Consider the following 25,417-nt stretch of genomic DNA (forward strand, 5'->3'; position numbering starts at 1 on the left):
AGCCATGCCAAACGTGAAGCTTCTGATAGCACGAAGCCTGGAAGAACCAGGCTTGTGCTTATAAGCCATCAGATTAGTGGCAAAAACGTCGCTGTAGCGATTTTTCCGACACAATCCGGTGTCTTTTTACCAATTTCCGCTTAACCGCGGAACTCGCTACGACCGTTGTACTTGGCTTTGCCGTTCAACTGTTCTTCGATACGCAGCAGTTGGTTGTACTTGGAAACGCGGTCGGAACGGCACAGGGAGCCGGTCTTGATCTGGCCAGCCGAGGTGCCCACGGCCAGGTCGGCAATGGTCGAATCTTCGGTTTCGCCGGAGCGGTGCGAGATCACTGCGGTGTAGCCGGCAGCCTTGGCCATCTGGATGGCTTCCAGGGTTTCGGTCAGGGTGCCGATCTGGTTGAACTTGATCAGGATCGAGTTGGCGATCTTCTTGTCGATGCCTTCTTTCAGGATCTTGGTGTTGGTGACGAACAGGTCGTCGCCTACCAGCTGGGTCTTCTCGCCGATCTTGTCGGTGAGGATCTTCCAGCCAGCCCAGTCGGACTCGTCCAGGCCATCTTCGATGGAGATGATCGGGTAACGCTCGGTCAGGCCTTTGAGGTAGTCGGCGAAACCTTCGGCGGTGAACACCTGGCCTTCGCCGGACAGGTTGTACTTGCCGTCTTCGTAGAACTCGCTGGCCGCGCAGTCCAGGGCCAGGGTCACGTCGGTGCCCAGCTTGTAACCGGCGTTGGCCACGGCTTCGGAGATCACTTTCAAAGCGTCTTCGTTGGAAGCCAGGTTCGGCGCGAAACCACCTTCGTCACCGACCGCAGTGCTCAGGCCACGGGCCTTCAGTACGGCTTTGAGGTGGTGGAAAATCTCGGTGCCCATGCGCAGACCTTCCGAGAAAGACTTGGCGCCAACCGGCTGAACCATGAATTCCTGGATGTCGACGTTGTTATCGGCGTGCTCGCCGCCGTTGATGATGTTCATCATCGGAACCGGCATCGAGTAGACACCCGGGGTGCCGTTCAGGTTGGCGATGTGAGCGTACAGCGGCAGGTCCTGGTCCTGTGCTGCGGCCTTGGCGGCAGCCAGGGAAACGGCGAGGATCGCGTTGGCGCCCAGGGAACCTTTGTTTTCAGTACCGTCGAGCTTGATCATTGCCAGATCGAGCGCTTTCTGGTCGCTTGGGTCCATGCCTTTCAACAGGTCCTTGATCGGACCGTTGATGTTGGCTACTGCCTTCAGAACACCCTTGCCCAGGTAACGGCTCTTGTCGCCATCACGCAGCTCGAGCGCTTCACGCGAGCCAGTGGAAGCACCGGACGGCGCGCAGGCGCTGCCGATGATGCCGTTATCGAGAAGCACATCCGCTTCCACGGTGGGATTGCCACGGGAGTCGAGAACTTCACGACCTTTGATGTCGACGATTTTAGCCATTGTTGTAAACACTCCAAAGTTGACGAAAACGACGCAGCTGTAGGAAATCTTTGATCGTCGGCAAGTGAGGTGCAGCGGGCAGTCTTGCAGACGACAAGGCTCAGGCCCGAGGACCTGAGCATTAAATCGTGCGGTACTTTACCGGAGAATTGAGGATTACGCGGTTTCTACCGTCGGAAAACTCTTCACCAGTTCGTCCAGGGCTTTGAGCTGGGCCAGGAATGGCTCCAGTTTGTCCAGGCGCAAGGCGCAAGGACCGTCACATTTGGCGTTGTCCGGATCCGGGTGGGCTTCCAGGAACAGGCCGGCCAGCGATTGGCTCATGCCGGCCTTCGCCAGGTCGGTGACCTGGGCGCGACGACCGCCGGCGGAATCGGAGCGACCGCCAGGCATTTGCAGGGCGTGGGTCACGTCGAAGAACACCGGGTATTCGAACTGCTTCATGATGCCGAAGCCGAGCATGTCGACGACCAGGTTGTTGTAGCCGAAGCTCGAACCACGCTCGCAGAGAATCAACTGATCATTACCCGCTTCCACGCACTTGTTCAGGATGTGCTTCATTTCCTGAGGGGCGAGGAACTGGGCTTTCTTGATGTTGATCACGGCGCCCGTTTTGGCCATCGCGACCACGAGGTCGGTCTGGCGCGACAGGAAGGCCGGCAACTGGATGATGTCGCAGACTTCAGCGACGACCGCGGCCTGGTCAGGCTCGTGGACGTCGGTGATGACCGGCACGCCGAAGGCTTGCTTGATGTCCTGGAAGATGCGCATGCCTTCTTCCAGGCCAGGACCACGATAGGAGGTCACAGAAGACCGGTTGGCCTTGTCGAAACTGGCCTTGAACACGTAAGGGATACCGAGCTTTTCGGTGACCTTCACATACTCTTCGCAAACCTGCATGGCCATGTCACGGCTTTCCAGCACGTTCATGCCGCCGAACAGCACCATGGGTTTGTCGTTGGCAATCTCGATGTCGCCGACGCGGATGATCTTCTGTGCCATCGGGGTTACGCCTTCTTCTGGTGTTGAGCCAACGCGGCCTTGACGAAACCGCTGAACAGCGGATGACCGTCGCGTGGCGTCGAGGTGAACTCAGGGTGGAACTGGCAAGCGACGAACCATGGATGATCCGGTGCTTCAACCACTTCAACCAGTGCGCCATCCCCGGAACGACCGGAGATTTTCAAACCGGCTTCCATGATTTGCGGCAGCAGGTTGTTGTTCACTTCGTAGCGATGACGGTGACGCTCGACGATCACGTCCTTGCCGTAGCAACCATGAACCAGGGAACCCGGCTCCAGCAGGCAATCCTGCGCGCCCAGGCGCATGGTGCCGCCCAGATCGGAAGCTTCGGTACGGATTTCGACCGCGCCGGTGGCATCTTCCCACTCGGTGATCAAGCCCACGACCGGGTGACCGCTTGCACGATCGAACTCGGTGGAGTTGGCGTCTTTCCAGCCCATCACGTTACGGGCGAACTCGATAACGGCCACTTGCATGCCCAGGCAGATGCCCAGGTATGGAACCTTGTTTTCGCGAGCGTATTGAACGGCAGTGATCTTGCCTTCAACGCCACGCAGACCGAAGCCGCCCGGCACCAGGATCGCATCGACGCCTTCCAGCAGCGCGGTGCCCTGGTTCTCGATGTCTTCGGAATCGATGTAGCGCAGGTTGACCTTGGTACGGTTGCTGATGCCGGCGTGACTCATCGCTTCGATCAGCGACTTGTAGGCGTCCAGCAGCTCCATGTACTTGCCGACCATGGCGATGGTGACTTCGTGCTCAGGGTTGAGCTTGGCGTCGACCACGGCTTCCCACTCGGACAGATCGGCACCGCCACATTGCAGGCCGAAGCGCTCGACGACGAAATCGTCCAGGCCCTGGGAGTGCAGGATGCCCGGGATCTTGTAGATGGTATCGGCGTCTTCCAGCGCGATCACCGCACGTTCTTCAACGTTGGTGAACTGCGCGATCTTGCGACGCGACGACACATCGATCGGGTGGTCGGAGCGGCAGACCAGCACGTCTGGTTGCAGGCCGATGGAACGCAGTTCCTTCACCGAGTGCTGGGTTGGCTTGGTCTTGGTTTCACCGGCAGTGGCGATGTAAGGCACCAGTGTCAGGTGCATCAGCATCGCGCGCTTGGCGCCGACTTCGAAACGCAGTTGGCGGATCGCCTCGAGGAACGGTTGCGACTCGATGTCACCTACGGTGCCACCGATCTCGACCATGGCCACGTCAGCGTCGCCGGCACCCTTGATGATGCGGCGCTTGATTTCGTCGGTGATGTGCGGGATCACCTGGATGGTTGCACCCAGGTAGTCACCACGGCGCTCTTTGCGCAGCACGTGTTCGTAGACACGGCCGGTGGTGAAGTTGTTGTTCTGGGTCATGGTCGTGCGGATGAACCGCTCGTAGTGGCCCAGGTCCAGGTCGGTCTCGGCGCCGTCGTGGGTGACGAACACTTCACCGTGCTGGAACGGGCTCATGGTGCCCGGGTCGACGTTGATGTACGGGTCCAGCTTCAGCATGGTGACCTTAAGTCCCCGCGCCTCCAGGATGGCCGCCAATGATGCCGATGCAATGCCTTTCCCCAATGAAGAAACAACACCGCCCGTGACGAATATGTAGCGCGTCATGAAAAACCCTAGAAGTCTGCGTTAAAGCGGTCCGAGCCGCCGGGGAAAGCGAAGGAAGGCCGAAGCCCCCGATCACCTGCATTAATCACAGTGCACCTTTCAAAAAAACCGCCGCGTTGGGACAGACCGGGAAATGAATCACCGGTTCGTTGCTCGCTACACATTTTTTGGAATCGCCCAGCAAAGACTGCTTGGTAATCGGCAACTCCTGCAATTCAGGCGAATCCACAGAAGTTGTATCAAGAAGGGAGCGTAGTCTACCGGAAAGCCCCTTTCAGCTCAAACCTTGATCTTCGTTCAGTGGCTGCCAATGCAAATGCCAGTTACCGATCGCACCGCCATCGAGCCCGTTGATGTTCGCTACCGCCAGCAATTGCCCCTCTTTGTAGAGCAGCGGCAATCTGCCGCGTACGAAGGACGGTACAGCGCTTTCATTGAGCAAACGTTTCAGATCCCGATGGCCACGACCTGGCAAGGCCATGACCTCTCCCCCTTCACGATAGCGGATCTGCAACGGGCCATCGGGGATTTGCCCGGTGAGCGACAGCATGCCGTTGTCCGGGATTACCAGCGGTGAACGCGGGTCCTGCCACGTTCCGGCGACAGGCAGAGGGCGCAACCAGCAGCCCGACAACCACCAGATCCGCCCGCCCGCCCGATGCAACTCGCCATCGGCCAGCCGCCACACCGGGCAGGCATCGCCGCTGGCGTCGCGCAAATTCTTCCAACCCGACCAATGGTCAGTGTCCGGCAGGCGGGTCAGCGGTTCGAGCCAATGACTCAGGGCATTGCGCTGCCGGGCATCGGAGAGTTGCGCAAGCGACGTCAGTTCAAGGGATCGCAGGCCCAGCCAGGCGAACTCACTGACAGAGTTGGCCTCACGCAAATCCATGTCCGCCAGTTCTTCGAGCAACCCCTGCGCTTCAGTCTGATGCGCCGCGCTGCGGGCCATGGTTGCCACCGCTTGTGGCCAGCGCCGGGTCAAGGCGGGGAAGACTTGATGCCGCAGGTAGTTGCGCGAGAACTGCCGATCTTCGTTTGAAGGATCTTCGATCCAGCTCAAGCCATGCTCGTTGGCATAGGCCTCCAGTTCAGCCCGCGTGACATCGAGCAATGGCCGCAGCAGATGGCCCTTGCCCAACGGGCGCTGACGCGGCATACCCGACAGCCCGCGCACACCGGCCCCACGCAACAAACGGAACAGCAAGGTTTCCGCCTGATCGTCGCGGTGCTGGGCGGTCAGCAGCACGTCATCGGTTTGCGTCACTTCGGTGAACGCGTAATACCGCGCGTTCCGGGCCGACCGCTCCAGACTGGCGCCAGGCTGCACCTGTACACGAACGATCTGCAACGGGACGCCCAGCGAAGCGCACACAGAACGACAATGTTCCGGCCAAACATCGGCCACGGCTTGAAGACCGTGATGAACATGGATGGCGCTCAGCGCCGGCAGGGATTCGGTTGTTGCAAGATGTGCCAGCAGATGCAGCAGGACAGTGGAGTCCAGGCCGCCGGAGAAGGCGATACGCCAGGTCGCAGCATTGCGCCACGGTTTCAGATTCAGCAAAAGCCTGGAAGGCAAATCAATCGCGGACTGACTCATATCTGCCTCTATGCACAAATCAAATGTGGGAGCGAGCTTGCTCGCGATAGCGGCCTAACATTCAACACATTCGTCGACTGTTACACCCTCATCGCGAGCAAGCTCGCTCCCACATGGGCACTGCGTGTTCGGCTTAGAGACCGTAGCTCATCAGACGATCGTAACGGCGCTTGAGCAGCGCGTCGTTGTCGAACTTCTTCAGCATTGCCAGTTGCGAACTCAGCTCGGCGCGGATCGACGCAGCGGCAGTAGCCGGGTCACGGTGCGCGCCACCCAATGGCTCGCCAATCACCTTGTCCACGATGCCCAGGCCTTTGAGGCGCTCGGCGGTGATGCCCATCGCTTCTGCGGCATCCGGTGCCTTCTCGGCGGTTTTCCACAAAATCGAAGCGCAACCTTCCGGCGAAATCACCGCGTAGGTCGAGTATTGCAGCATGTTCAACTGGTCGCAGACACCGATTGCCAGTGCACCACCGGAACCACCCTCACCGATCACGGTGGCGATGATTGGGGTTTTCAGGCGCGCCATCACCCGCAGGTTCCAGGCAATCGCTTCGCTCTGGTTGCGCTCTTCAGCGTCGATGCCAGGGTAGGCGCCCGGGGTGTCGATGAAGGTCAGGATCGGCATCTTGAAGCGTTCGGCCATTTCCATCAGGCGGCAAGCCTTGCGGTAGCCTTCCGGACGCGGCATGCCGAAGTTGCGGCGAACCTTTTCGCGCACTTCACGGCCCTTCTGGTGGCCGATGACCATGACCGGCTTGTCGTCCAGACGGGCGATGCCGCCAACGATGGCCGCGTCGTCGGAGAAGTGACGGTCACCGTGCAGTTCGTCGAACTCGGTGAAGATGTGTTCGATGTAGTCCAGGGTATACGGACGTTTCGGGTGACGTGCCAGGCGTGCGATCTGCCAGCTGGTCAGCTTGCCGAAAATGTCTTCGGTCAGCGTTTTGCTCTTGTCCTGCAGGCGGGAGATCTCATCGCCGATATTCAGCGAATTGTCATTACCGACCAAGCGCAACTCTTCGATCTTGGCTTGCAGGTCGGCGATCGGCTGTTCGAAATCTAGAAAATTCGGGTTCATAGGCGTCCGTCTTGGGTCGAGTCCCAAGGAGTCTTGGGCCGGCCGGTTGTCTATTCGCGCCCTACCTTAAGGGACAGGCGCGTTGAGGTCGAGATTAAAAATTCAGGTCTGGGTCAGGGCAATCTGATAGCACTGACCGTCAACGGTATTGGAGGAAGACGTTGTCTCGCCCGAACTGGTCACGCAGGGCTTGAATCAACGCATCCGCCGGATCGATCCGCCAGCCCTCGCCGAACTGCAACAAGGCCTTCGCATCAGGGCTGGTGTAGTCCATGGTGATCGGGCACGCACCGCGGTGACGCTTCAACAACTCGCCCAACCAGCGTAGCTGATCACCCTTGAGATCCTTGGCATGCAGCTTCAGGCGCAGGCTTTCGGCCAGGTTGGTGCGCGCATCTTCCATGCTCATCACCCGCTTGACCCGCAATTTCAGGCCACCGGAGAAGTCGTCGTTGCTGACCTCGCCTTCGACCACCACCATCGCGTCGGTCTGCAACAGTGACTGCGCCGAATGGAACGCTTCGGAAAACAGCGAGGCCTCGATCCGCCCGGAGCGGTCATCGAGGGTGATGAACCCCATCTTGTCGCCCTTTTTGTTCTTCATCACCCGCAAGGCGATGATCATCCCGGCGACAGTCTGGGTATCACGCGCCGGTTTCAGATCGATGATGCGCTGCCGGGCGAAGCGACGGATTTCACCCTCGTACTCGTCAATCGGGTGACCGGTCAGGTACAGGCCCAGGGTATCTTTCTCGCCTTTGAGACGCTCCTTGAGGGTCAGCTCCTTGGCCTTGCGGTGATTGGCGTAGACATCGGCGTCTTCCTCGACAAACAGACCGCCAAACAGGTCCGAGTGACCGCTGTCCTGGGTGCGTGCGGTCTGTTCGGCCGCCTTGATCGCTTCTTCCATGGCCGTCAGCAGCACCGCGCGATTGCGGTCGATGTTGGCCTGGTAGGCTTTCTGCTCATCGTGGAAGTACGGCCCGAGGCGATCCAGGGCACCGCTGCGGATCAAACCGTCGAGGGTGCGCTTGTTGATGCGCTTGAGGTCGACCCGGGCGCAGAAATCGAACAGATCCTTGAACGGACCGGCCAGACGCGCTTCGGTGATGGCCTCGACCGGTCCCTCACCCACGCCCTTGATGGCACCCAGGCCGTAGATGATCCGGCCTTCGTCGTTCACCGTGAACTTGAATTCGGAGGTGTTGACGTCCGGTGCGTCGAGACGCAGCTTCATGGTCCGCACTTCTTCGATCAAGGTCACGACCTTGTCGGTGTTGTGCATATCCGCCGAGAGTACCGCGGCCATGAACGGCGCCGGGTAGTGCGCCTTCAGCCACGCGGTCTGGTACGACACCAGGCCATAGGCCGCGGAGTGGGATTTGTTGAACCCGTAACCGGCGAATTTTTCCACCAGGTCGAAAATGTTACCGGCCAGGTCCGCGTCGATATTGTTGGTGGCGCAACCCTCAATGAAACCGCCGCGCTGCTTGGCCATTTCCTCGGGTTTTTTCTTACCCATGGCGCGACGCAGCATGTCCGCACCACCGAGGGTGTAGCCAGCCATGACCTGGGCAATCTGCATCACCTGTTCCTGATACAGGATGATGCCGTAGGTCGGTGCCAGTACGGGCTTGAGGCCTTCGTACTGGTAGTCCGAGTGCGGATACGCCAGCTCGGCGCGACCGTGCTTGCGGTTGATGAAGTCGTCCACCATGCCCGATTGCAGCGGGCCCGGACGGAACAGGGCCACCAGTGCGATCAAGTCTTCCAGGCAGTCGGGCTTGAGCTTTTTGATCAGCTCCTTCATGCCCCGGGACTCAAGCTGGAACACCGCCGTGGTTTCGGCTTTTTGCAGCAAGGTGTAGGTCGGCTTGTCGTCCAGCGGGATGAACGCGATATCCAGCGGCGGCTCGTTGACCTTGGCGCGGTCGCGGTTGATCGTTTTCAGCGCCCAATCGATGATCGTCAGGGTCCGCAGGCCGAGGAAGTCGAACTTCACCAGACCGGCTGCTTCAACGTCGTCCTTGTCGAACTGGGTTACCAGGCCATCGCCCGCCTCGTCGCAGTAGATCGGCGAGAAGTCGGTCAGTTTGGTCGGGGCGATCACCACGCCACCGGCGTGCTTGCCGACGTTACGCACAACGCCTTCGAGCTTGCGGGCCATCTCCCAGATTTCCGCGGCTTCTTCATCGACCTTGATGAAGTCGCGCAGGATCTCTTCCTGCTCGTAGGCCTTTTCCAGGGTCATGCCGACTTCGAACGGGATCATCTTCGACAGACGGTCCGCCAGGCCGTAGGACTTGCCCTGCACCCGCGCCACGTCGCGAACCACGGCCTTGGCCGCCATGGAACCGAAGGTGATGATCTGGCTTACCGCGTTGCGACCGTACTTCTCGGCCACGTAGTCGATCACCCGATCGCGACCGTCCATGCAGAAGTCGACGTCGAAGTCGGGCATCGATACCCGTTCCGGATTAAGGAAACGTTCGAACAGCAGGTCATATTCCAGCGGGTCGAGGTCGGTGATCTTCTGCACATAGGCCACCAGCGATCCGGCACCCGACCCACGGCCAGGACCTACCGGCACGCCGTTGTTCTTGGCCCACTGGATAAAGTCCATCACGATCAGGAAGTAACCGGGGAAGCCCATCTGGATGATGATATCCAGCTCGAAATTCAGCCGGTCGACATAGACCTGACGCTTGGCTTCATAGTCTTCGGTGGTGTCCTTGGGCAGCAGGACGGCAAGGCGCTCTTCCAGGCCATCGAAGGACACCTTGCGGAAGTATTCGTCGATGGTCATGCCATCGGGGATCGGGAAGTTGGGCAGGAAGTGCGTACCCAGCTTCACTTCGATGTTGCAACGCTTGGCGATCTCGACGGTGTTTTCCAGCGCTTCGGGAATGTCGCTGAACAGCTCGGCCATTTCCTCGGCGCTTTTGAGGTACTGCTGATCACTGTAATTCTTCGAACGCCGCGGATCGTCGAGGGCACGGCCCTCACCGATGCAGACGCGGGTTTCGTGGGCGGCGAAGTCTTCCTGCTTGATGAAACGCACGTCGTTGGTCGCCACCAGCGGCGCACCGAGCTTCTCGGCCAGGGCCACGGCGCCGTGCAGCTGTTCTTCATCGTTGGGGCGGTTGGTGCGCTGGATCTCCAGGTAGAAACGATCCGGAAACACGTCCATCCATTCGCGGGTCAGGGTTTCGGCCTCGGCGGGGTTGCCGCTGAGCATGGCCTGGCCGATCTCGCCCTCTTTGGCCGCCGACAACATGATCAAGCCGGCGCTGGCTTCAGCGACCCATTCACGCTCGATGATGATTGCGCCATTGCGCTGACCTTCGATAAAGCCGCGGGAAATCAGTTCGGTGAGGTTGCGATAGCCTTCGGCGTTCATCACCAGCAGGCTGATCCGGCTCAGCGGGTTGTCCGGATCCTTGTTCGACAGCCACAGGTCGGCGCCACAGATCGGCTTGATCCCGGCACCCATGGCGTTTTTATAGAATTTGACCAGGGAACACATGTTGTTCTGGTCGGTGACCGCCACGGCAGGCATGTTCATGCCGACCAGGGTCTTGACCAGCGGCTTGATCCGCACCAGACCGTCGACCAGGGAGTATTCAGTGTGCAGGCGTAGGTGAACGAATGAAGCCGGCATAGTGATCCTGCGTTAAGTCATGAAAACAACAAGGCCCGGATTGTACCGGGCCTTGGTAAAAAAAATCAGCCTTGCGACTAACTCTCGATGAGACTTTCCCGCGCCTCGTAAGCCAGACGCACCGGAGCAAAGGAGCGCCGGTGAATCGGGGTCGGGCCGAGACGGGCGAGCGCTTCCAGATGAACGGGTGTCGGGTAGCCCTTGTGGCCACCGATGCCGTAGCCGGGGTAGATCAACTCGAACGCGGCCATTTCCCGGTCGCGACTGACCTTGGCCAGAATAGAGGCAGCAGCGATGGCAGGAACCTTGCTATCGCCCTTCACCACAGCCTCGGAGCGCATTGGCAGTTTCGGGCAGCGGTTGCCGTCGATCATCGCCAGCTTCGGCTGGATGTGCAGCCCCGCGACAGCACGCTGCATGGCCAGCATGGTGGCGTGCAGGATGTTCAGTTCGTCGATTTCCTCGACTTCGGCGCGAGCGATGCACCAGCTCAGGGCTTTTTCGCAGATTTCGTCGTAGAGCTTTTCGCGACGGGCTTCGGTGAGTTTCTTCGAGTCGTTCAGGCCGAGGATCGGGCGGTTCGGATCAAGAATCACCGCCGCCGTCACTACCGCACCACAGAGCGGGCCGCGACCGACTTCATCGACACCGGCAACCAACTCTTCGACTTCAGCGACCAAGGTAAAGTCCAGCCCCATCTGCATGTTCGTTTTACTCATTCTACCTGGCCGATCAGCTTCAGCACTGCGTCCGCAGCCTGGTTGGAGGCATCCAGACGCAGGGTCCGGTGAATTTCATCAAAACCACGGGTCTGCTCTTCCCCCCCCTCGATCAAGGGCGACAAGGTCTGGGCCAGCGCTTCGACCGTGGCATCGTCCTGCAACAACTCGGGCACCAACAGACGCTGTGCCAACAGGTTCGGCAACGAAATGTAGGGGCTTTTCACCATGCGCTTGAGAATCCAGAACGTCAGCGGCGCCAGGCGATAGGCGACCACCATCGGCCGCTTGTACAACAAAGCTTCAAGCGTTGCGGTACCGGAAGCAATCAACACCGCATCGCACGCTGCCAAGGCCAGATGCGACTGTCCATTGAGCAGGGTCAGTGGCAGATCGCGACCGGCCAACAGTTCTTCAAGCTGTGCGCGACGTTGCGCACTGGCGCAAGGCATAACAAACCGCACACCCGGGCGCAACGCCCGCAGGCGCTGCGCGGTATCGAGAAACAACGCACCTAGCCGGCCAACTTCACCGCCACGGCTGCCTGGCATCAACGCCACCAACGGCCCGTCAGGCAAACCGAGCTCGGCCCGTGCAGCCGCGCGATCGGCTTCGAGTGGAATGGCATCGGCCAAGGTATGGCCGACAAACCGCACCGGCACGCCTTTCTCTTCATAAAATTTGGCTTCGAACGGGAACAGCGTGAGCATCAGATCGCAGCCTTCGCGAATCTTCAGCACGCGTTTCTGCCGCCAGGCCCAAACCGATGGACTGACGTAATGCACGGTCTTGATACCGGCCTGACGCAGTTTGAGTTCGATATTGAGGTTGAAGTCCGGCGCATCGATACCGATGAACACATCGGGTTTCGCGGCGATCAGGTCGGCGACCAGCTTCTTGCGCCGCGCCAGCAACTCGCGCAGCCGGCCCAGCACTTCCACCAGGCCCATGACGGACAGACGTTCCATCGGGAAATACGAGGTCAGGCCTTCAGCCTGCATCAACGGACCACCGACACCGATGAATTCGACGGCCGGGTGACGAGCCTTGAGCGCGCGCATGAGGCCCGCACCCAGAATGTCACCGGAAGCCTCACCCGCTACCAGCGCAATACGCAGATTAGCCATGGTTAGCGGGTGATGCCGCGGGTCGAAGACTGGATGGAGTCACGGAACACCGCCACTTCCGGATACTGGGCGGACGGCTCTGCCAGTTCGGCGAGCGCCTGCTCCACGGTCAGGCCCTGGCGGTACACCACTTTGTAGGCACGACGCAGCGCGTGGATCGCATCTTCGCTGAACCCCCGACGGCGCATGCCCTCGAAGTTCATGCTGCGGGCTTCAGCAGGGTTGCCGAACACCGTGACGTAGGCTGGAACATCCTTGCCGATCGCCGTACCCATGCCGGAGAAGCTGTGGGCGCCAATGTGGCAGTACTGGTGAACCAGGGTAAAACCGGAGAGGATGGCCCAGTCTTCCACATGCACATGGCCCGCCAGTGCGGTGTTGTTCACCAGGATGCAGTGGTTGCCAATCACGCTGTCATGGCCGATGTGGGCATAGGCCATGATCAGGTTGTGATCGCCCAGGGTCGTTTCCGAACGATCCTGGATGGTGCCGCGGTGGATCGTCACGCCCTCACGGATGACGTTGTGATCACCAATCACCAGGCGGGTTTCCTCGCCCTTGTACTTCAGGTCAGGCGTGTCTTCACCCACCGAGGAAAACTGGTAGATGCGATTGTGCTTGCCGATTCGGGTCGGGCCCTTGAGGATCACGTGCGGCCCGATGACTGTCCCCTCGCCGATTTCCACACCTGCGCCGACGATCGACCACGGGCCGACCTCGACGCCGTCAGCCAGAATGGCTGTCGGATCGATGATTGCACGAGGGTCAATCAAACTCATAGTTTGCGTTCCGCGCAGATGATTTCAGCGGAGCAGACCGGCTTGCCATCGACCGAAGCCTGGCATTCGAATTTCCAGATCTGACGCTTGCAGCTGATGAACTTGGCTTCAAGGATCAACTGATCGCCTGGCAGAACCGGCTGGCGAAAGCGCAGCTTGTCGGAACCGACGAAGTAATAGAGGGTGCCGTCGGCTGGTTTCACGTCGAGCATCTTGAAACCAAGGATCCCGGCAGCCTGAGCCATGGCTTCGATGATCAATACGCCCGGCATGATTGGATGCGCGGGGAAGTGGCCATTGAAGAACGGTTCGTTGATGCTGACATTCTTGTAGGCGCGAATGCGCTTGCCTTCAACATCCAGCTCCACTACCCGGTCCACCAGCAGGAACGGGTAACGGTGAGGCAGGTATTCGCGAATCTCGTTGATGTCCATCATTTCGGGGGGAAGCCTATGTAAAGATTGGGAGCGCGCGACTGACGCACGTTCCGCTAGCAAATCAAGGAGGCAGTCTAGCGGCTGTGCACACTTGATATGGAAATGGTATCAGCCATCTGATGAAGCATTACCGTCAGGGGTCACTTCCCCTACTTGCTTTTCCAGCTGTCGCAGGCGCCGCGCGATGTCATCGAGCTGACGGATGCGAGCCGCGCTTTTGCGCCATTCGGCTGCTGGCTGCATGGCCGTACCGGAAGAATAGGAACCCTTTTCGGTAATCGAGTGGGTCACCATGGTCATTCCGGTGATGAAAACGTTATCGCAAATTTCGATATGCCCCACCAGCCCTACACCGCCAGCGAGCATGCAATGCTTGCCGATTTTGGTGCTGCCAGAGATCCCGACACAGGCCGCCATGGCGGTGTGATCACCGACCTGAACGTTGTGGGCGATCTGGATCTGGTTGTCGAGCTTCACACCATTACCGAGAATGGTATCGGCCAATGCGCCGCGATCGATAGCGGTATTCACGCCAATCTCGACATCGTCACCGACCAGCACACCACCGATCTGGGCAATTTTCTGCCAGACACCTTTCTCATTGGCAAAACCGAAACCTTCGCCGCCGAGCACGGCACCTGACTGAATGACCACACGCTTGCCGATACGCACGTCGTGGTACAGCGTGACCCGTGGGGCCAGCCAACCGCCTTCACCGATTTCGCAACGGGCGCCGATGAAGCAATGCGCACCGATGGTCACGCCGGCAGCAATACGTGCCGCGCTTTCGATCACCGCAAAGGCACCAATACTCGCAGCCGGGTCAACCACCGCGTCTTCAGCCACAACGGCTGTCGGGTGAATACCGGCAGCCGCTTTCGGTTTTGGATCGAACAGGTGGGAAACACGCGCGTAGGCCAGATACGGATCAGGCACCACCAACGCATTACCGGCAAAACCTTCGGCATCAGCAGCCTTCAGCAACAGTGCTGCGGCCCGGCTGTCCGCCAGGTACTTACGGTATTGAGGGTTTGCGAGAAAGCTCAACTGAGCTGGGCCAGCCTCCTGCAAGGTGGCCAGCCCAGTAATTTCTCTCTCCGGGTCGCCACGTAGCGTGGCGCCGAGGAACTCGGCCAACTGGCCGAGCTTAATGGTCACGGTCATGGATTACTTCAGCTGATTCATGCGCTCGATAACCTGGCGAGTGATGTCGTACTGAGGCTTGACATCAATCACTGCGCCACGCTCGAAGACCAGGTCAAAAGCACCTTTCTTGATGACTTCTTCCACAGCGCTGTCCAGTTTCGGCTTGAGCTGCTTCAGCATTTCACGGTCGGCAACGGCTTTGGCTTCGTTCAGCTCCTTGGACTGGAACTGGAAGTCACGGGCCTTTTGCTTGAATTCAAGCTCCAGACGCTCGCGCTCGCCCTGCTGCATTTTGTCGCCACCGGCCATCAGGCGGTCCTGAATACCCTTGGCGCTGGTTTCCAGCGTCTTGAGCTTGGTCAGCTGAGGACCGAACTTCTTCTCGGCATCCACGGCGTATTTCTTGGCCGCGTCGGACTCCAGCAGAGCCATCTGATAGTTCAGAACTGCAATTTTCATGTCGGCAAATGCCGGACCAGCGACCAGGACGCTGGCCAGGAGAACCAATTGAGTCAACTTACGCACGATGCACTCCTACAAAATTCATTGTCGTTATCTTGGGTCAGACGCTTAGAACGTCTGGCCGAGGGAAAATTGGAACACTTGAGTCTCGGCGTCATCCGGCTTCTTGACCGGCATGGCCAATGCGAAACTCAAAGGACCCAGTGCAGTGACCCACGTCACACCTACACCAACAGAACTGGCCATATTGCTCAGGCTAATGTCGTTGCACTTGGTGTCGGACTTCGTGCCATCAGCGTTTGTGGTATCCGAGCACGACGAATCGAACACGTTACCCACATCCCAGAATACCGAGGTACGCAGGGAGCGTTGATCTTTGACGAACGGCAGCGGGAACAGAACCTCCACACCGCCCTGGATCAGGACGTTACCACCGAACGGCAGTGGATCCTGGTCCGGGTCGAACGCTGTGCCAGGGTTCTTGCCGGTACTTGGCGTACTGCGAGGACCCAGGGTGCTGTCCTTGAAGCCGCGTACCGAGTTGAAACCACCAGCATAGTAGTTTTCATAGAATGGCAAGCCGTCGGTAGAACCGTAACCATCGCCATAACCCAGCTCGGTGTGCAGGCGCATGGTGTAGTTCTCGCTCAATGGCTGGAACAACTGGCCACGGTAGTCGAGTTTGAAGAACGACAGGTCGCTGCCTGGAATCGTGGATTCCAGCACCAGGCTCTGGGAGTGACCACGGGTAGCGAGCACGCCCTTGTTCAGGGTGGACTCGGACCAACCGGCCGAAGCCTTGAAGTTCAGGTACTTGTCGCCTTCCTTGTTAACGAAGTCGAAGATCTCGTCAACGGTGTAGACACCGGTCTTGATTTCGTCTTGTTGCGCATTCAGGCCGAAGGTCAGACGCGAAGTCTCGCTGATTGGATAACCGACACTCACACCGGCACCCAGGCTGTCTACGGCGTAGCTGGCGACGTCGGTATCGAGGTCATCGTAGTCAGTCGTACGGTAGAAGGCGTTGTAACCCAGGCTCACGCCGTCGGCGGTCCAGTAGGGGTCGACGAAACCGAAGTTGTAGCGGGTCTGGTATTCGCTTTTGGTCAAGCCGACGCTGACCTTGTTACCGGTACCCAGGAAGTTGTTCTGGGTGATCGAACCACCGAGGATCAGGCCGGCGCTCTGGGCGAAACCGACGCTGGCGGTAATCGAACCGGAAGCTTGCTCTTCAACGCTGTAGTTGACGTCCACCTGGTCATCGACACCCGGTACGGCCGGGGTTTCGACGTTGACTTCCTTGAAGAAGCCCAGACGCTCCAGACGGGTCTTGGATTGATCGATCAGGTAGGTCGAAGCCCAGCCGCCTTCCATCTGACGCATTTCACGACGCAGCACTTCGTCTTCGGACTTGGTGTTGCCACGGAAGTTGATGCGGTTCACATAGGCACGCTTGCCCGGATCGACCGCGAACAGGATGTCCACGGTGTGATCTTCATCGTGCGGTTGAGGCACGCCGTTGACGTTGGCGAAGGTGTAGCCTTCGTTACCCAGGCGACGGGTGATCAGTTCGGAGGTGGTGGTCATCAGCTTGCGCGAGAACACCTGGCCTTTTTGCACCAGCAACAGAGACTTGATCTGGTCTTCAGGGACTTTCAGGTCGCCGCTGAGCTTGACGTCACGAACGGTGTATTTCTCGCCTTCGTTGACGTTGACGGTGATATAGACGTGTTTCTTGTCCGGCGTAATGGAAACCTGGGTCGAAGCGATATCCATATTGATATAGCCACGGTCCAGGTAGTAGGAACGCAGACGTTCCAGGTCACCGGACAGTTTTTCACGGGCGTACTTGTCATCGTTCTTGAAGAACGACAACCAGTTGGTGGTCTTGAGTTCGAAAAGGTCGATCAGGTCTTCATCGGGGAAGACTGTGTTGCCCACCACGTTGATGTGCTGGATAGCCGCAACGGTACCTTCGTTGATGTTGACCTTCAGGCCAACGCGGTTACGCGGCTGCGGCACCACTTCGGTGTCGACGGTAGCCGAGTAGCGACCCTGGGCGACGTACTGACGCTGCAGTTCGTTACGCACACCTTCCAGGGTGGCACGCTGGAAGATCTCGCCTTCGGCCAGACCGGATTGCTTGAGGCCTTTCATCAGGTCTTCGGTAGAGATCGCCTTGTTGCCTTCGATCTCGATACTGGCGACCGACGGGCGCTCGACTACCGTGATGACCAGGACGTTGCCATCGCGGCCCAGCTGGATATCTTGAAAGAAACCGGTTTTGAACAACGCACGAGTGGATTCCACCAGGCGACGATCGTCCGCCTGTTCACCGACGTTCAACGGCAAAGCACCAAAGACGCTACCCGCGGAGACCCGCTGGAGGCCATTGACGCGAATATCAGAGATAGTGAAGGACTCGGCGTGAACTTCGGCGATCATCAATACGGTGAGAACCGCAGTTAGCAGCAGACGTTTCATGAAGTCCTTTCTTATTCCAACTGGCAATAAACAAACTGCCGCAAAATGCGGCAGATTCGCAATTCAGCGACGTTACAGACGACCCAGATCATTAACCAGAGCAAGCAACATCACTCCGATCACCAAACTGATGCCGATCTGTATCCCCCAACCTTGCACCCGATCCGACAAGGGACGACCACGCGCCCACTCGATCAGATAAAACAACAAATGCCCCCCATCCAGCACAGGAATGGGCAGCAAATTCAGAACCCCCAGGCTAATACTCAGATAAGCAAGGAAATTCAGGAAATCAGCAACACCCGACTGGGCCGAAGCGCCCGCCACTTTAGCAATGGTTATCGGTCCACTCAAGTTTTTTACCGAGAGCTCGCCGAACAACATTTTCTTCAGTGAATCGAGGGTCAGCACGCTCATGGTCCAGGTGCGTCGAGCCCCCTCGCCAATCGCTGCCAATGGTCCATAACTGACCTCGCGGATCATCTCCGGCGGCCAATCGACAGCCTTCACCCCTGCCCCCAGGTAGCCGCTGGGTGACTTGCTCTCGCCGCGAGCGGCAAGTGTCACCGGGACGTCGATTTGAGCACCGTCCCGCTCAACCCGCAGCATGATTTTGGTATCAGGATGCATACGGACGATATCGACGACCTGCTGCCAGTCATCCAGCGTACGACCATCGAGCGCCAGCAATCGGTCACCCGTCTTCAGGCCGGCGGCCTGGGCCGGCCCCTTTGGATCGAGTTCGGCCAGAACAGGCGGCAATGCCGGGCGCCACGGACGAATCCCCAAGGAATGAATGGGGTCCGGCTCGTCAGCGCCTTTGAGCCATTTATCCAGCGCAAGTTCACGTGGAGAGTCGGTCGTCGAGCCTTGTTCGCGAACCAATATCTGCAACGAGCCGCTTTCACCCAGGCGACGAACCAGTTGCAGATTCACCTCCGCCCAGCCGGAAGTCGCCTCACCATCGATGGCCACGATTTCCTGGCCGGGACTCAAGCCCGCCTTGGCCGCGATGCTACCGGACTCGACCGCCCCGATGACCGGACGCACCTGCTCGCTGCCGAGCATTGCCAATCCCCAGAAGAACACAAACGCCAGCAGGAAGTTGGCGATCGGCCCCGCCGCTACGATGGCAATGCGCTGACGAACGGATTTGCGATTGAAGGATTGATCAAGCTGGTCGGGCGGTACTTCGCCTTCGCGCTCGTCGAGCATTTTCACGTAGCCGCCCAACGGGATGGCGGCAACGACAAATTCTGTGCCCTGCTTGTCGTGCCAGCGCAGCAAAGGCATGCCGAAGCCTACGGAGAAGCGCAGCACCTTGACCCCACAGCGACGCGCGACCCAGAAATGGCCGAACTCGTGGAAGGTAACCAGCACACCCAGAGCGACCAGGGTGCCGACAATCATATAGAGCGCGCTCATCTACTTTCTCCGCAATCCTATCCGCTGCAGCCTGGGTCAACTATCTGCAGCATTTACCGCCCGTGACGGCTCAACCATTGTCCGGCCAACAATCGCGCTTTCGCGTCTGCCGTGAACACCGCCTCGAGATCATCCACTGCCACGACGGGCTCCAGACTCAGTACTTCCTCGATGATACTCGCGATTTCCGGGTAACGAACCCGTTCGTCGAGAAATGCCGCCACCGCCACTTCGTTCGCGGCATTGAGCATGGCCGGCGCGCTGTTTCCCGCTTCAGCCGCCTGACGAGCCAGACGCAGGCAAGGAAAACGCTCTTCATCGGGCGCCTGGAAGTCCAGCCGCGCAATGGCAAACAGATCCAGCGGCGCCACACCCGAGTCAATCCGCTCCGGCCAGGCCAGGGCATTGGCGATGGGCGTGCGCATGTCCGGATTACCCAGTTGCGCCAGGACAGAACCATCGACGTAGTCGACCAGCGAATGAATCACGCTTTGCGGATGAATCACCACCTCGACCTGGGATGGCCTGGCATCGAACAGCCAGCAGGCCTCGATCAGCTCAAGCCCTTTGTTCATCATACTGGCCGAGTCAACGGAGATTTTTCGCCCCATGGACCAGTTCGGATGCGCACACGCCTGGTCAGGTGAAACATGCGCCAGTTCAGCCAGTGGCGTCTGCCGGAACGGACCGCCGGAAGCCGTCAGCAAAATCCGGCGAACGCCGACCGCCTCGAGGCCACGGGCATAATCGCGCGGCATGCACTGGAAAATGGCGTTGTGCTCGCTATCGATCGGCAGCAATACCGAACCGCTCTTGCGCACCGCCTGCATGAACAGCGCGCCGGACATCACCAGCGCTTCTTTATTGGCCAGGAGGATCTTCTTGCCCGCCTCGACCGCCGCCAGCGTCGGGCGCAATCCCGCCGCACCGACGATGGCCGCCATGACCGTATCGACTTCCGGATCGGAAGCGACCTGACACAAACCTTCCTCACCCACCAGAACACGGGTTGGAAGACCCGCCGCGCGCAAATCATCCTGCAAGGTGCGGGCAGCCGCGACCTCGGGCACTACGGCAAATCGCGGGATATGGCGCACGCAGAGCGCCAGCAATTCACTCAAGCGAGTGAAGCCACTCAAGGCAAAGACCTGGTAACGATCAGGATGACGAGCGATGACATCGAGCGTACTCAGGCCAATCGAACCGGTTGCCCCCAGAACGGTAATCTGTTGCGGGCGGCTCATGGGGCCGCCATCCACAACAGCACGGCGAACACCGGAATGGCCGCCGTCAGGCTATCGATACGATCCAGCACACCACCGTGACCCGGAAGCAGATTGCTGCTGTCCTTGATCCCGGACTGACGCTTGAACATGCTTTCAGTGAGGTCACCCACCACCGAAATGAACACGATCAGCGCAGCACAGATCAGCCCCTTGAACAGCTGCGCCACCGTCCAGTCGCGCACCAGAGCAACGAGCGTGGTAATGACCAGGCTCAGCGCCAGGCCACCGTACACGCCTTCCCAGCTTTTGCCCGGACTGACCTGCGGCGCAAGCTTACGCTTGCCGAAAGCACGACCGGAGAAATAGGCACCGATATCGGCACCCCAGACCAGCACCATCACGGCCATGATCAGCCAGTTACCCAGCGGGTACTGCTTGATCTGCACCAGACCCTGCCAGGCCGGCAGGAGAATCAACAGGCCGATCACCAGCCTGGTCGCCGCATTGGACCAATGCTCGCTCGAACGCGGATAGGTCAGCACCAGATACGTCGCCACCGTCCACCACAGCACCGAAGCGCCCAATACCCAAGGCGCCAGCCCGGGCAGGATGTACATGACGAACAGCATCCAGGCGACCACAGCGGCAAAACCGACGCGGAACGCTTGACCGGCGAAACCCGCCAGACGCGCCCACTCCCATGCACCAAGGGTAACTACCAGCCCGATGAACAGTGCAAAACCGGAACCTTCAAGCAGGAAAAACCCGCACAGGGCAATCGGCAGCAGGATCAGCGCGGTGATGATTCGTTGTTTAAGCATTAAACCCGGGCTCCAGCCTCGACCTGCTCGCTCGTTTTACCGAAGCGGCGCTGGCGGGAAGCGTAATCGGCCAGCGCATTGCGCATGGCATCGTGTTTGAAGTCCGGCCAGAACAGGTCGGAAAAATACAGCTCGGCATAGGCCAGCTGCCAGAGCAGGAAATTGCTGATGCGATGCTCGCCACCGGTACGGATACACAAGTCAGGCAACGGCAGATCACCTGTGGCCAGGCAGGTCTGCAGCAGATCAGGCGTGATGTCTTCCGGACGCAAGTGTCCGGCCTGAACCTCTCGCGCCAGTCGTTGCGCCGCTTGCGCGATATCCCACTGACCGCCGTAATTGGCGGCGATCTGCAGGACAAAACGATTGGCGCCAGCCGTCATGGCCTCGGCCTCACGCATGGCAGCCTGCAGCTCGGGATGAAAACGCGAGCGATCACCAATGATGCGCAGGCTGATGTTGTTGTCGTTGAGGCGCTTGGCCTCACGACGCAGCGCCTTGAAGAACAGATCCATCAAGGCACTGACCTCATCGGCCGGACGCTGCCAGTTCTCGCTGGAAAAGGCGAACAGGGTCAGCACCTCGACCTTGGCCTCGGCACAGACTTCAATGACCGCACGTACCGCATCCACGCCCGCTTTATGCCCGGCGACACCTGGCATAAAGCGTTTCTTCGCCCAGCGATTGTTACCATCCATGATGATCGCGACATGGCGCGGCACCGCGGACGGTGCAGTCTGCTTGGTCTTTTCCATGAAAACGCGACCCTTATACGGCCATCAGGTCTTTTTCTTTCTCCGCCAACTTAGCGTCGATTTCAGCTACGAACTTCTTGGTCAGATCGTCGATCTCGCCAGTGGCGCGACGCTCTTCGTCTTCGCTGATTTCCTTTTCCTTAACCAGATCCTTCAGCGAGCTGTTTGCATCGCGACGGATGTTGCGCACGGCAACACGGGCATCTTCAGCCACATCACGAGCCTGCTTGGTGAAACCGCGACGGGTTTCTTCGGTCAGGGCCGGCATGCTGATCAGCAGCAGCTCACCAAGGTTGGTCGGGTTCAGGTTCAGGCCTGCACTGCCGATCGCCTTGTCGACGGCGCCCAGCATGTTGCGCTCGAAGGCAACAACTTGCAGGGTACGGGCGTCTTTGACGGTGATGTTGGCCACTTGCTTGATCGGGGTGTCGGAACCGTAGTACGGCACCATCACGCCTTCCAGGATGCTCGGGTGCGCTTGACCGGTACGAATGCGGCCGAAGTTGTGCGCCAGCGATTCCACGGACTTCTGCATGCGCTCTTTAGCGTCTTTCTTGATTTCGTTGATCATTGTTGGCCTTCCTCGATCAGTGTTCCTTCAGCGCCGCCATGCACGATGTTCAGCAGGGCGCCGGGTTTGTTCATGTTAAATACGCGTAGCGGCATCTTGTGGTCGCGGCACAGGCAAATGGCCGTCAGATCCATCACACCCAGCTTGCGATCCAGCACTTCATCGTAAGTCAGATGATCGAACTTCTCGGCATGCGGGTCTTTGAACGGGTCAGCGGTGTAGACGCCGTCGACCTTGGTTGCCTTGAGCACGACATCGGCATCGATTTCGATTGCACGCAGGCAGGCCGCCGAGTCCGTCGTAAAGAACGGGTTGCCGGTACCGGCCGCGAAAATCACCACATCCTTGGAGTTCAAGTGGCGCATGGCCTTGCGGCGATCATAGTGATCGGTCACGCCAACCATGGAAATAGCGGACATCACGATGGCCGAGATGTTGGCGCGCTCAAGGGCGTCGCGCATGGCCAGGGCGTTCATCACAGTGGCCAGCATGCCCATGTGGTCGCCAGTGACCCGATCCATGCCAGCCTTGCTCAGCGCTTCACCGCGAAACAGGTTGCCACCACCGATAACCAGACCGACCTGTACACCGATGCCGACCAGCTGGCCAACTTCCAATGCCATGCGATCCAGAACTTTCGGATCGATCCCGAACTCTTCCGAGCCCATCAGGGCCTCGCCGCTGAGCTTGAGTAGAATGCGTTTATAGCGAGCCTGATAACCACTGCCCTGCTGAGCCATTGCGAATCTCTCCTGCGGCGTATTTTAAAAATTCTTTGCGAGCTGTTTACAGCTGGCGTTCACTCTAGCTTGGCGCTGCTTCAGCGCCATCGGAACATGGCTTTGTAAGCCAGTTCCAAAAGGAAACCAATAAAAATTGGTGCCCCATCTGAAAAGAGGCTGCGCGCGTGAGCGGGCAGCCTCTTCTGGGCGACAGTTAAAAAACCGTCTTATTGCTTGGCGGCAGCCAGCTGAGCAGCAACTTCTTCTGCGAAGTTGTCCACTGGCTTCTCGATGCCTTCGCCTACCTTGAAGTAAGTGAAGGAAACGATTTCAGCGCCGGCTTTCTTGGCCAGGGCGCCTACAGTCACTTCCGGGTTCATCACGAAAGCCTGCTCGACCAGGCTGGCTTCAGCCAGGAACTTGGTGATACGACCAGCAATCATCTTCTCGACGATTTCAGCTGGCTTGCCTTTCATCTTGTCTTCGTTCAGGGTCAGGAAAACGCCCTTCTCGCGCTCGATGGCTTCTGGCGAAACCTGCGATGGCAGCAGGAACTCAGGGTTGCTTGCCGCCACGTGCATGGCGATCTCTTTAGCCAGCTGAACATCGCCGCCCTTGAGAACAACAGCAACACCGATCTTGTTACCGTGCAGGTAGGTGCCGACAACGTCGCCCTCTACGCGCACCAGGCGACGGATGTTGACGTTTTCGCCAACTTTGGCAACCAGTGCTTCACGAGCCGATTCCTGAGCGGCGATCAGCGGAGCTGCGTCGGTCAGTTTTTCGTCGAAGGCTTTCTCTACGCTGGCAGCAACGAAGTTCTTGAAGTCGTCTTGCAGGGCCAGGAAGTCGGTCTGCGAGTTGACTTCCAGCAGCACGGCTGCCTTGTCGTCGGCCTTGATGGCGATAGCGCCTTCAGCGGCAACGTTGCCGGCTTTCTTGGCGGCCTTGATGGCGCCCGAAGCACGCATGTCATCAATGGCTTTCTCGATGTCGCCGCCAGCCTTGGTCAAGGCCTTTTTGCAGTCCATCATGCCTTCGCCAGTACGCTCGCGCAGTTCTTTGACCAACGCTGCAGTAATCTCTGCCATTTCAAAATCCTCTTGGATAGGTTTTCAACCATTCCACCCGATCGAACGGGCGATCAATTCTTCCCGAACCACCCTTGTTAGCTGCCGCACGTTACAGATAGAGCAGTGGGCGCCGACAAATGGTTTTCGAGGTGGCAAAAAGGGGGCCAAGCCCCCTTTTTGCTTACTGAGTCAACGCCAAGGCGTCAATTACTCAGCTGCTGCTACCGGAGCTTCTTCAACGAAAACTTCGGTGCCGCCGGCAACGTTGTTGCGGCCACGGATCACGGCGTCAGCCATCGAACCCATGTACAACTGGATAGCGCGGATTGCGTCATCGTTGCCTGGGATGATGTAGTCAACGCCTTCCGGGCTGCTGTTGGTATCGACTACGCCGATAACCGGGATGCCCAGCTTGTTGGCTTCGGTGATCGCGATGCGCTCGTGATCAACGTCGATAACGAACAGAGCGTCTGGCAGACCGCCCATGTCCTTGATACCACCCAGGGAACGATCCAGCTTTTCCAGGTCACGAGTGCGCATCAGCGCTTCTTTCTTGGTCAGCTTGGCGAAAGTACCGTCTTCGGCTTGAACTTCAAGGTCACGCAGACGCTTGATGGAAGCACGGATGGTTTTGAAGTTGGTCAGCATGCCGCCCAACCAGCGGTGATCGACGTACGGCGAACCGCAACGTGCTGCTTCTTCAGCAACGATCTTGCCAGCGGAACGCTTGGTGCCGACGAACAGAATCTTGTTTTTGCCCTGGGCCAGACGCTCTACGAAAGTCAGAGCTTCGTTGAACATTGGCAGGGTTTTTTCAAGGTTGATGATGTGGATCTTGTTACGCGCGCCGAAAATGTACTTGCCCATTTTCGGGTTCCAGTAACGGGTCTGGTGACCGAAGTGCACACCGGCCTTCAGCATATCGCGCATGTTGACTTGGGACATGATAGTTCCTTAATAAGTCGGGTTTGGCCTCCACGTATCCCAATGACCAACCAGCAGCATCAGCTGAAGGCACCCAGGTCATCGTGTCGACACGTGTGTGGATTTAGGCTTTTCGGGACATCCCCGGAAAGCGGCGCATTTTATATCACAAGGCAGGGCAAAACGGAACCCGGATTCTGAAATCCTGGCGAGCGCTTTGCGCCATCCCTTGGAATCCTCCAAGAATGCACCATTCTATAGAGAGAAGCGATGCACACAGGCGCAGATTTGCGCTGATCGTCTGGTAGAATCGTATTTTTCAGGGCTGCGAA

At 58.7% G+C, this 25,417-nt stretch carries 21 protein-coding genes; all 21 read right to left on the reverse strand.

The window, feature by feature from the left end; all coding sequences use genetic code 11:
* Positions 1–140 precede the first annotated feature (140 nt).
* Entirely contained in the window at positions 141–1,430 is a 1,290-nt protein-coding gene (eno, locus tag AC3WJW_RS18100) for a phosphopyruvate hydratase (protein ID WP_007990244.1), read from the reverse strand.
* Between the two features lie 156 nt (positions 1,431–1,586).
* A complete protein-coding gene (gene kdsA / locus AC3WJW_RS18105; RefSeq protein ID WP_007970708.1) occupies positions 1,587–2,432 on the reverse strand; it encodes a 3-deoxy-8-phosphooctulonate synthase in 846 nt (281 codons plus the stop codon).
* Between the two features lie 5 nt (positions 2,433–2,437).
* Positions 2,438–4,069 carry a CTP synthase gene (gene pyrG, locus AC3WJW_RS18110; protein WP_007996939.1) on the reverse strand — a complete coding sequence of 544 codons (1,632 nt, stop codon included), beginning with the start codon at positions 4,067–4,069 and terminating at the stop codon, positions 2,438–2,440.
* A 274-nt stretch (positions 4,070–4,343) separates the two neighbouring features.
* On the reverse strand, positions 4,344–5,672 hold the full coding sequence (gene tilS, locus AC3WJW_RS18115) for a tRNA lysidine(34) synthetase TilS (RefSeq protein ID WP_493726869.1): 1,329 nt from the start codon (positions 5,670–5,672) through the stop codon (positions 4,344–4,346).
* 133 nt (positions 5,673–5,805) lie between these two features.
* On the reverse strand, positions 5,806–6,753 hold the full coding sequence (locus AC3WJW_RS18120; RefSeq protein ID WP_493726870.1) for an acetyl-CoA carboxylase carboxyltransferase subunit alpha: 948 nt from the start codon (positions 6,751–6,753) through the stop codon (positions 5,806–5,808).
* Positions 6,754–6,892: 139 nt separating this feature from the next.
* Positions 6,893–10,414: a DNA polymerase III subunit alpha gene (gene dnaE, locus AC3WJW_RS18125; RefSeq protein WP_493726871.1), complete on the reverse strand. Its 3,522-nt coding sequence runs from the start codon at positions 10,412–10,414 to the stop codon at positions 6,893–6,895.
* Positions 10,415–10,491: 77 nt separating this feature from the next.
* Entirely contained in the window at positions 10,492–11,118 is a 627-nt protein-coding gene (rnhB, locus tag AC3WJW_RS18130) for a ribonuclease HII (RefSeq protein WP_007978371.1), read from the reverse strand.
* A gap of 11 nt (positions 11,119–11,129) precedes the next feature.
* Entirely contained in the window at positions 11,130–12,260 is a 1,131-nt protein-coding gene (gene lpxB, locus AC3WJW_RS18135; RefSeq protein WP_493726872.1) for a lipid-A-disaccharide synthase, read from the reverse strand.
* Positions 12,261–12,262: 2 nt separating this feature from the next.
* Positions 12,263–13,039 carry an acyl-ACP--UDP-N-acetylglucosamine O-acyltransferase gene (gene lpxA / locus AC3WJW_RS18140; protein ID WP_007978373.1) on the reverse strand — a complete coding sequence of 259 codons (777 nt, stop codon included), beginning with the start codon at positions 13,037–13,039 and terminating at the stop codon, positions 12,263–12,265.
* Positions 13,036–13,476 (reverse strand): 3-hydroxyacyl-ACP dehydratase FabZ, encoded by a 441-nt coding sequence (gene fabZ / locus AC3WJW_RS18145; RefSeq protein WP_007978374.1) that lies wholly within the window; start codon positions 13,474–13,476, stop codon positions 13,036–13,038. The genes lpxA and fabZ overlap by 4 nt, the downstream gene beginning before the upstream one ends.
* 108 nt (positions 13,477–13,584) lie before the next feature.
* Positions 13,585–14,640: a UDP-3-O-(3-hydroxymyristoyl)glucosamine N-acyltransferase gene (gene lpxD / locus AC3WJW_RS18150; RefSeq protein ID WP_104450675.1), complete on the reverse strand. Its 1,056-nt coding sequence runs from the start codon at positions 14,638–14,640 to the stop codon at positions 13,585–13,587.
* A 3-nt stretch (positions 14,641–14,643) separates the two neighbouring features.
* The gene (locus AC3WJW_RS18155; RefSeq protein ID WP_015093768.1) at positions 14,644–15,147 is read right to left on the reverse strand and encodes an OmpH/Skp family outer membrane protein; all 504 of its coding nucleotides are present in this window, start codon (positions 15,145–15,147) and stop codon (positions 14,644–14,646) included.
* Positions 15,148–15,192: 45 nt separating this feature from the next.
* Positions 15,193–17,568: an outer membrane protein assembly factor BamA gene (gene bamA / locus AC3WJW_RS18160; protein WP_015093767.1), complete on the reverse strand. Its 2,376-nt coding sequence runs from the start codon at positions 17,566–17,568 to the stop codon at positions 15,193–15,195.
* A gap of 72 nt (positions 17,569–17,640) precedes the next feature.
* Positions 17,641–18,993, reverse strand: coding sequence for a sigma E protease regulator RseP (rseP, locus tag AC3WJW_RS18165; protein WP_493726873.1), 1,353 nt, complete (start codon positions 18,991–18,993; stop codon positions 17,641–17,643).
* Positions 18,994–19,046: 53 nt separating this feature from the next.
* Positions 19,047–20,237 carry a 1-deoxy-D-xylulose-5-phosphate reductoisomerase gene (gene ispC / locus AC3WJW_RS18170; protein WP_493726874.1) on the reverse strand — a complete coding sequence of 397 codons (1,191 nt, stop codon included), beginning with the start codon at positions 20,235–20,237 and terminating at the stop codon, positions 19,047–19,049.
* The gene (locus tag AC3WJW_RS18175) at positions 20,234–21,040 is read right to left on the reverse strand and encodes a phosphatidate cytidylyltransferase (RefSeq protein ID WP_493726875.1); all 807 of its coding nucleotides are present in this window, start codon (positions 21,038–21,040) and stop codon (positions 20,234–20,236) included. The genes ispC and AC3WJW_RS18175 overlap by 4 nt, the downstream gene beginning before the upstream one ends.
* Positions 21,040–21,795 carry a polyprenyl diphosphate synthase gene (gene uppS, locus AC3WJW_RS18180; protein WP_102699380.1) on the reverse strand — a complete coding sequence of 252 codons (756 nt, stop codon included), beginning with the start codon at positions 21,793–21,795 and terminating at the stop codon, positions 21,040–21,042. Before uppS ends, AC3WJW_RS18175 begins: the two co-directional genes overlap by 1 nt.
* A 13-nt stretch (positions 21,796–21,808) precedes the next feature.
* Positions 21,809–22,366 carry a ribosome recycling factor gene (gene frr, locus AC3WJW_RS18185; RefSeq protein WP_007978385.1) on the reverse strand — a complete coding sequence of 186 codons (558 nt, stop codon included), beginning with the start codon at positions 22,364–22,366 and terminating at the stop codon, positions 21,809–21,811.
* Positions 22,363–23,106, reverse strand: a complete 744-nt coding sequence (gene pyrH / locus AC3WJW_RS18190) for a UMP kinase (protein ID WP_003222124.1) — start codon at positions 23,104–23,106, stop codon at positions 22,363–22,365. The genes frr and pyrH overlap by 4 nt, the downstream gene beginning before the upstream one ends.
* Before the next feature lie 209 nt (positions 23,107–23,315).
* Positions 23,316–24,179, reverse strand: coding sequence for a translation elongation factor Ts (gene tsf, locus AC3WJW_RS18195; RefSeq protein WP_095965037.1), 864 nt, complete (start codon positions 24,177–24,179; stop codon positions 23,316–23,318).
* 189 nt (positions 24,180–24,368) lie between these two features.
* On the reverse strand, positions 24,369–25,106 hold the full coding sequence (gene rpsB / locus AC3WJW_RS18200) for a 30S ribosomal protein S2 (protein WP_007978390.1): 738 nt from the start codon (positions 25,104–25,106) through the stop codon (positions 24,369–24,371).
* Positions 25,107–25,417 lie beyond the last annotated feature (311 nt).

It is taken from the genome of Pseudomonas sp. GW821-FHT07G06, assembly GCF_058986625.1.

Coding starts and splice junctions, on each gene's coding strand:
- tilS (WP_493726869.1), bottom strand. CDS start 5,672: ATGAGTCAGTCCGCGATTGATTTGCCTTCCAGGCTTTTGCTGAATCTG.
- tsf (WP_095965037.1), bottom strand. CDS start 24,179: ATGGCAGAGATTACTGCAGCGTTGGTCAAAGAACTGCGCGAGCGTACT.
- fabZ (WP_007978374.1), bottom strand. CDS start 13,476: ATGATGGACATCAACGAGATTCGCGAATACCTGCCTCACCGTTACCCG.
- lpxA (WP_007978373.1), bottom strand. CDS start 13,039: ATGAGTTTGATTGACCCTCGTGCAATCATCGATCCGACAGCCATTCTG.
- frr (WP_007978385.1), bottom strand. CDS start 22,366: ATGATCAACGAAATCAAGAAAGACGCTAAAGAGCGCATGCAGAAGTCC.
- bamA (WP_015093767.1), bottom strand. CDS start 17,568: ATGAAACGTCTGCTGCTAACTGCGGTTCTCACCGTATTGATGATCGCC.
- rnhB (WP_007978371.1), bottom strand. CDS start 11,118: ATGCAGATGGGGCTGGACTTTACCTTGGTCGCTGAAGTCGAAGAGTTG.
- kdsA (WP_007970708.1), bottom strand. CDS start 2,432: ATGGCACAGAAGATCATCCGCGTCGGCGACATCGAGATTGCCAACGAC.
- pyrG (WP_007996939.1), bottom strand. CDS start 4,069: ATGACGCGCTACATATTCGTCACGGGCGGTGTTGTTTCTTCATTGGGG.
- lpxB (WP_493726872.1), bottom strand. CDS start 12,260: ATGGCTAATCTGCGTATTGCGCTGGTAGCGGGTGAGGCTTCCGGTGAC.
- eno (WP_007990244.1), bottom strand. CDS start 1,430: ATGGCTAAAATCGTCGACATCAAAGGTCGTGAAGTTCTCGACTCCCGT.
- ispC (WP_493726874.1), bottom strand. CDS start 20,237: ATGAGCCGCCCGCAACAGATTACCGTTCTGGGGGCAACCGGTTCGATT.
- uppS (WP_102699380.1), bottom strand. CDS start 21,795: ATGGAAAAGACCAAGCAGACTGCACCGTCCGCGGTGCCGCGCCATGTC.
- dnaE (WP_493726871.1), bottom strand. CDS start 10,414: ATGCCGGCTTCATTCGTTCACCTACGCCTGCACACTGAATACTCCCTG.
- AC3WJW_RS18175 (WP_493726875.1), bottom strand. CDS start 21,040: ATGCTTAAACAACGAATCATCACCGCGCTGATCCTGCTGCCGATTGCC.
- rpsB (WP_007978390.1), bottom strand. CDS start 25,106: ATGTCCCAAGTCAACATGCGCGATATGCTGAAGGCCGGTGTGCACTTC.
- pyrH (WP_003222124.1), bottom strand. CDS start 23,106: ATGGCTCAGCAGGGCAGTGGTTATCAGGCTCGCTATAAACGCATTCTA.
- lpxD (WP_104450675.1), bottom strand. CDS start 14,640: ATGACCGTGACCATTAAGCTCGGCCAGTTGGCCGAGTTCCTCGGCGCC.
- AC3WJW_RS18120 (WP_493726870.1), bottom strand. CDS start 6,753: ATGAACCCGAATTTTCTAGATTTCGAACAGCCGATCGCCGACCTGCAA.
- rseP (WP_493726873.1), bottom strand. CDS start 18,993: ATGAGCGCGCTCTATATGATTGTCGGCACCCTGGTCGCTCTGGGTGTG.